This is a genomic window from Nocardiopsis endophytica, from assembly GCF_027706725.1.
Taxonomy (GTDB): domain Bacteria; phylum Actinomycetota; class Actinomycetes; order Streptosporangiales; family Streptosporangiaceae; genus Nocardiopsis_A; species Nocardiopsis_A endophytica.
Genome location: NZ_JAQFWQ010000054.1, coordinates 39,250 through 45,554, shown reverse-complemented (window position 1 = coordinate 45,554; position 6,305 = coordinate 39,250). Strand labels below are relative to the sequence as shown.

Below are 6,305 nucleotides of genomic sequence, written 5' to 3'. Positions count from 1 at the left end.
GGGGTTCGCGGTGCGCGCCCGGAAGGTGCCCCGGACGACGAAGAGCGCGAACCCCGCCCACCGCCCCGCTCATCCGGACCATCCGGGGCCCGCCGGACGGCAGGCATGGCCCGGGAACCGCCCGGCTCCTTCCCGTTGCCGCTAGCCACGCCGACCACGCACACGCGCTGCACCCGACAACGCTGCCGTATGGGCCGCCCGCCTTCATCGTCGCCGCCATCCCGCTCACACTCCGGCGGCCGGCCGCCCGGCTGGTGGCCGTGAGTGGGGTACCTGCTCAGCCGTCCGCCCACCCGGACCGCGAGGAACCTGCCGGGCGGCAGGCAAGGCCCGGGAACCGCCCTGCTCGGGCCGTCGCCGCCCATCACGGCAACCACGCACACGCTCTGCGCCCGACAGCGCTGCCCTGAGGGTCGCTGACCTGCGTCGTCGCTGCCCTTGCGACCTCGCGCTCCGATGGTCTTCCGCCCGGCCGGGGCCCTTGAGCGGGGTACCTGCCCAGCCGCCCACCTACCCGCACCGCGAGGAACCTGCCGGGCGGCAGTCGGGGCCCGGGAACCGCCCGGCTGTCGCCGTTGCTGCCATTCACGGTGACCGTGCACACGCGCTGCGCCTGACGGCGCTGCGCTGAGGGCCGCTGACCTCTGTCGTCGCCCATCGCGGTGACCATGCACACGCCCGGAACCCGACAACGCTGCCGCACGGGCCGCCGGCCTCTCCTCGTCGTCGCCCTTGCGGCCTTGCACTCCGGTGGGCTCTCCCCCCTCGGTGGTGGCTGGAACCGGGGGTCCTCTCGGCGGGGGCGTGGGTGCCGACGCCGATGGTCGGGCGGGAGCGTCTAAAGTGGACACGTTGACCTGGTCGGCCGTCTTCGGTGGCGGTCCAGGTCAGCGGCACTGTGCGAGCGAAGTCCGGGTGGGCGGCCGCGGCCGTCCCGGATCCGGCGCTGCCCCGCAACTGTGACGCCCGCCCCCCGGCGGGACGAGCCAGGTCGCCTCGTGCGGTGCCGGCGTCAACTGTCCTCGTGGGAAGGGCAGTCCGCCTCGGCGGGCTCGGTGCTTCCCCTGCCCGAAGAAGGAGACCCGTGCGCATCGCACGCTTCACCGCGGCGGCCGTCCTGCCCGCCGCGCTCGCCCTCGCCGCCTGCGGCGGCCCGGAGTCCGGCGGCTCCGATGAGACCGACGCCTCCTCCGGGGGCGCCTTCCCCGTCACCGTCGCCGACGCGCGCGGGGACGTCACCCTCGACGCCCGGCCCGAGCGCATCGTCTCGCTCTCCCCGACGGCCACCGAGATGCTCTTCGCCGTGGGCGCCGGCGACCAGGTCGTCGCCGCCGACGAGTACTCGGACTACCCGGAGGAGGCCCCCACCACGGACCTGTCCGGGTTCACCCCCAATGTCGAGGCCGTAACCGAGGAGGACCCCGACCTGGTCGTCCTGGCCCGCGACGCCGAGGACTCCGCCGACCAGCTGGAGAAGGTCGGCATCGACGTCCTGGTGCTGGAGGCCGCCACCGGCTTCCAGGACACCTACGACCAGCTGCGCCTGCTCGGCGAGGCCACCGGCCACGCCGAGGAGGGAGACGCCGAGGCCGAGCGCGTCCAGGGCGAGATCGAGGACATCGTCGCCGACACCCGCGAGGCCGTCGGCGACACCGAGCTCAGCGTCTACCACGAGGTGGACGACGCGATGTACTCGGCCACCTCCGACACCTTCATCGGCCAGGTCTACGCCGAGCTGGGCCTGGACAACATCGCCGACGGGGCCGACGGCGCCGCCGAGGCCGGCGGCTACCCGCAGCTGTCCTCCGAGTTCGTCGTCGAGGAGGACCCCGACCTGGTCTTCCTCGCCTACCCCGGCGGCGACGCCGTGGACGACCTGGAGGGCCGCCCCGCCTTCGACACCGTCACCGCCGTGGAGAACGGCGACGTCGTCCAGCTCGACGAGGACATCTCCTCCCGCTGGGGCCCACGCGTGGTCGACCTCGTCCAGAGCGTCTCCGACGCGGTGACCGCCGCCCAGGAGGACTGAGCCGGTGGGACGCGGGCGCACGGCCTGGCCGTGGCTGGCCGGCGCCGCGGCGGCACTGGCCGCCGCGGTGCTGGTCGGCGTCGCCGCGGGCGCGGCCTCCATCACCCCCGGGCAGATCGTCCACGCCCTCGCGGCGCGGGTCCTGCCCGGCGTGGAGTCCCCCCTCAACGACCGCCAGCTGGCCGTGCTCGTCCAGCTCCGGCTCCCGCGCGTGGTGCTGGGCGCCCTGGTCGGCGCCCTCCTTGCCGCGGCGGGCGCCTCCTACCAGGGGGTGTTCCGCAACCCGCTGGCCGACCCCTACCTGCTGGGGGCGGCCGGCGGGGCCGGGCTCGGCGCCACCGTCGTCATCGCCTACGGCGCGGAGTGGTTCGACGCGCCCCGCGCCGTGGTCCCCGCGGCGGCGTTCATCGGCGCCCTGCTGGGCGTGGCCGCCGCCTACGCCCTGGGCCACTCGGCCGGGCGGGGCGGCACCGCCGCCCTGATCCTTGCCGGGGTGGCGGTCTCCTCGTTCCTGTCCGCGGCCCAGACCCTGGTCCAGCAGCTGCGCACGGAGGAGCTCCAGCGGATCTTCTCCTGGGTGCTGGGCGGTCTGGTCCGCAGCGACTGGGACCAGGCCGCCACCGTACTCCCGTACGCGGTGCTGGCCGCGGCCTGCATGCTGGCCTGCGCCCCGCTGCTCGACCTCCTCGCCCTCGGCGAGGAGAAGGCGGTGAGCCTGGGCCTGAACACCGCCGCCGTGCGGCTCGCCGTGATCGCCGCCGCCTCCCTGGCCACCGCGGCCGCGGTGTCGGTCAGCGGCCTGATCGGGTTCGTCGGGATCGTGGTGCCGCACATGGTGCGCCGCCTCGTCGGCACCGGGTACCGGCTGGTCCTGCCCATGTCGCTGCTGTGCGGCGCCGCGTTCCTGGTCCTGGTCGACGTGGTCGCGCGCACCGTGATCGCCCCCGCCGAGCTGCCGCTGGGCGTGGTGACGGCCTTCCTCGGCGCGCCGTTCTTCGTGATGATCCTGCGCGCCACCCGGGACCGGAGCGCGTGACCGCCCGGCGGCGCCCGCCCGGTTCGCCGTCCCCGGCGCCGCGCGCGACCGGAACGGGGCGCGGGCGTGACCGGATCGCGCCCCTGCGTCTGGAAGACTGGACGGCGCCCCCGCCGATCACGACCACCACCGTGCGGCCGGCGCCGGGGAGGCGGCCACCGGAGACGGGCCGCCTCTCGCCCGCGGGTCGGGGGACCTCGCTAGGAGACTGATGGACTACACGATCTTCGCTGTTGCCGTATTCGTCGTCGCCCTGCTCGTGTTCGGCGGCGTCGTGCTCATCCGGCCGCGCCGCCCCGGCGCGGGCAGGCAGGCCCCGCCCGCCGAGGGGTCCGGCGCCACCGCGACCGCCCCGGCCGCCGAAGAGGAGGGCGAGCGCTCGGGCGCCGCCGGGGCCGAGCCGCAGGCGCCGCCCGCGGAGGCGCCCGCGCCCCCGGCCGCGCCGGAAATCGAGACCCCGCCGCCGTCGGCGGGCCGCCTGGTGCGGCTGCGCGCCCGCCTGGCCCGCTCGCAGTCGGCGCTGGGCCAGGGCCTGCTGAACATCCTGGCCTCGGACACCCTCGACGACGACGCCTGGGAGGAGATCGAGGACACCCTCATCACCGCCGACGTCGGCGTGACGTCGGCCTCGCAGATCGTCGAGGGCCTACGCACCAAGGTGAAGGTGCTGGGCACCCGCAGCCCCGACGAGGTGCGCGCGATGCTCCGCGAGGAGCTGCTCGCCCAGATCGGCCCGGACATGGACCGCACCGTGCACACCGGCCCGCACCAGGGGCGGCCCGGCGTCGTCATGGTCGTGGGGGTCAACGGGACCGGCAAGACCACCACCACCGGCAAGCTCGCCCGCGTCCTGGTGGGCGACGGCAAGTCGGTGGTCCTGGGCGCGGCCGACACCTTCCGCGCCGCCGCCGCCGACCAGCTGGAGACCTGGGGCTCGCGGGTCGGCGCGCCGGTGGTCCGCAAGGACGAGGGGGCCGACCCGGCCAGCGTCGCCTTCGACGCCGTCTCCCGCGGCGTCGACGAGGGCGCCGACTCGGTGATCGTCGACACCGCGGGCCGCCTGCACACCAAGACCGGGCTGATGGACGAGCTCGGCAAGGTCAAGCGCGTGGTGGAGAAGAAGTCCCAGGTGGACGACGTGCTCCTGGTGCTGGACGCCACCACAGGGCAGAACGGCCTGCGCCAGGCGCGGGTGTTCGCCGAGGCCGTGGCCGTGTCCGGCATCGTCCTGACCAAGCTGGACGGCACCGCCAAGGGCGGCATCATCATCCAGGTCCAGCGCGAGCTGGGCGTCCCGGTCAAGCTGGTGGGCCTGGGCGAGGGGCCCGACGACCTGGCGCCGTTCGACCCGGAGGAGTTCGTCGACGCCCTCCTGGAGGAGGCGTAGCGGCCCCGGCGCCGCCGTCGCCCAGACACGGGGCCGCCCCGCCCGGGTCCTCCCGGGCGGGGCGGCCCTCTCCGTTCACACCAGGACGTCCCGGCGGCCGAAGACCGCGGCGCCCAGCGCGACGAGCACCGCCGGCGCGGCGACCAGCACCGCCGTGTACCCGGGGTCCACCCCGTTCACCAGCGGATCGGGGTCGAGCGCGTAGTAGAACGCGGACCCGAACCGCATCCACTCCAGGTCCTCGATGGTCAGCGCGAAGGTGTTGCCCAGATAGCCGATCACGGCGAGCGCCGCCCCGCCCGCGATGGCGAGGGACCTCCGCCCCGTCGCCGCGCCGATGGCGAACGCCGCCGTCCCGTAGCAGAGCGCGTTCAGCGCGGTCGCCAGGCACGCCGCCGCCAGGTGCCCCGCGCCGATGTCCAGGTCGAGCACGGGGGACAGCCCCAGCAGGACGAGGAACATCACCGTGCCGAGGACGCCGGTGTAGACGGCCGTCGCGGCGAACCGCTGCAGCAGCAGCGAGGTGCGGCCCACCGGGTAGGCCATGACGAGTTCGAGGGCGCCCTCCTCCTCGTCGCCCGCGACGGCCCGCGCCCCGATCCCCACGGCCGCCACCATCATCAGGATCGGCACCAGCAGCAGCACCGTCCCGTCGATGTAGCCCTCCGGGGTGGTCATGTCCGACCACCCCATGGCCTCGGCGAACCCCGGCATCGCGTCCACGTACTGCTCCATGAGGTCCGTGGTGTCGGCCATCGTCGGCCAGAAGGAGCTGTACATCGCCGTGACCGCCGCCACGGCGACCGACCAGCCGACGAGCCCGCGCCGGTGGTCGCCCAGGAAGCGCCGGAAGACCTCTCCCGCCATCGCTCAGCCCTCCCCGCCCGAAGCGTCCCGCGTCCCGGCGTCCTGCGCCCCGTTGTTGTAGTGGGTGAAGAACAGCTCCTCCAGGTCGGGCTCGACGGCCGACAGCAGCAGCACCGTCCTGCGGGCGGCCAGTTTGACCAGCGCGTCCGGGCTCCCCTCGACCCTGCAGGTGAGCTGGTCGCCGTCGGCCCGCACTTCGCGGACGTTGTCCAGCGCCGAGAACTCGGCCGCGTCCCCGGGGCCCAGCGGTTCGGCGAACCGGATGGAGAACTCGTGCACCGCCCGCGCGCGCAGGGCGTCCATGTCCTCGGTCGCCACGATCCGCCCGTCGCGGATGATCGCCGCCCGGTCGGCGGCGTCGTGCACCTCGCTCAGCACGTGCGACGACATGAACACGGTGGTGCCCGCCTCGCGCGCTTCGCGGACCATCGCCAGGAACTCCTGCTGGAGCAGCGGGTCGAGGCCGCTGGTGGGCTCGTCCAGGATGAGCAGCCGCGGCCGGTGCATGAACGCCTGCACCAGCCCCACCTTCTGCTTGTTCCCCTTGGACAGCCCGCGGACCGGCCGCTTGAGGTCCAGGTCGAGCCGCGCGGCCAGCTCGTCGATGTGCGCGCGGGGGACGCCCCCGCGCAACCGCGCATAGAAGGCGAGCATGTCCCGTGCCGGGCGCCGACTGGTCATGGACAGCTCCCCGGGCAGGTAGCCGACCTCGCGCCGCAGCGCCACCCCGTCGGTGCGCGGGTCGCGCCCCAGGACCGACACCTCCCCGGCGTCGCGCCGGATGTGGTCGAGCAGCACCCGGATCGTGGTCGTCTTCCCGGCGCCGTTCGGCCCGAGGAAGCCGAACACCTCGCCCTCACGCACCCGCAGGTCCACCCCGCCGAGTGCGCGGTGGCGCCCGTAGCTCTTGGTCAGCCCGCTGATCTCGATGGCGGGGGAGGGGCCCACACCCGCCCGGCCGACTGCGGTCATCACGGCTCGCTTTC

At 74.8% G+C, this 6,305-nt stretch carries 5 protein-coding genes; 3 read left to right on the top strand and 2 right to left on the bottom strand.

Translation table 11 applies throughout. The features are described from left to right. Window positions 1-1,084 precede the first annotated feature (1,084 nt). The 3 genes from O4J56_RS18425 (at window position 1,085) to ftsY (ending at window position 4,452) form a co-directional block, all read left to right on the top strand. Window positions 1,085-2,029, top strand: coding sequence for an ABC transporter substrate-binding protein (locus O4J56_RS18425; protein WP_270687227.1), 945 nt, complete (start codon window positions 1,085-1,087; stop codon window positions 2,027-2,029). Between the two features lie 4 nt (window positions 2,030-2,033). Continuing rightward, the gene (locus tag O4J56_RS18420) at window positions 2,034-3,065 is read left to right on the top strand and encodes a FecCD family ABC transporter permease (RefSeq protein ID WP_270687225.1); all 1,032 of its coding nucleotides are present in this window, start codon (window positions 2,034-2,036) and stop codon (window positions 3,063-3,065) included. Between the two features lie 211 nt (window positions 3,066-3,276). Then, a complete protein-coding gene (gene ftsY / locus O4J56_RS18415; protein WP_270687224.1) occupies window positions 3,277-4,452 on the top strand; it encodes a signal recognition particle-docking protein FtsY in 1,176 nt (391 codons plus the stop codon). Window positions 4,453-4,527: 75 nt separating this feature from the next. Here ftsY and O4J56_RS18410 read toward each other — a convergent pair whose 3' ends face one another. Both O4J56_RS18410 and O4J56_RS18405 read right to left on the bottom strand, forming a co-directional pair. Beyond that, the gene (locus tag O4J56_RS18410) at window positions 4,528-5,319 is read right to left on the bottom strand and encodes an ABC transporter permease subunit (protein WP_270687222.1); all 792 of its coding nucleotides are present in this window, start codon (window positions 5,317-5,319) and stop codon (window positions 4,528-4,530) included. Between the two features lie 3 nt (window positions 5,320-5,322). Further along, entirely contained in the window at window positions 5,323-6,291 is a 969-nt protein-coding gene (locus O4J56_RS18405) for an ABC transporter ATP-binding protein (RefSeq protein WP_270687220.1), read from the bottom strand. Between the last annotated feature and the right edge of the window lie 14 nt (window positions 6,292-6,305).

What these genes read in the sequence shown, in the direction of transcription:
- O4J56_RS18410 (WP_270687222.1), bottom strand. Translation starts at nt 5,319, where the DNA reads ATGGCGGGAGAGGTCTTCCGGCGCTTCCTGGGCGACCACCGGCGCGGG.
- ftsY (WP_270687224.1), top strand. Translation starts at nt 3,277, where the DNA reads ATGGACTACACGATCTTCGCTGTTGCCGTATTCGTCGTCGCCCTGCTC.
- O4J56_RS18405 (WP_270687220.1), bottom strand. Translation starts at nt 6,291, where the DNA reads ATGACCGCAGTCGGCCGGGCGGGTGTGGGCCCCTCCCCCGCCATCGAG.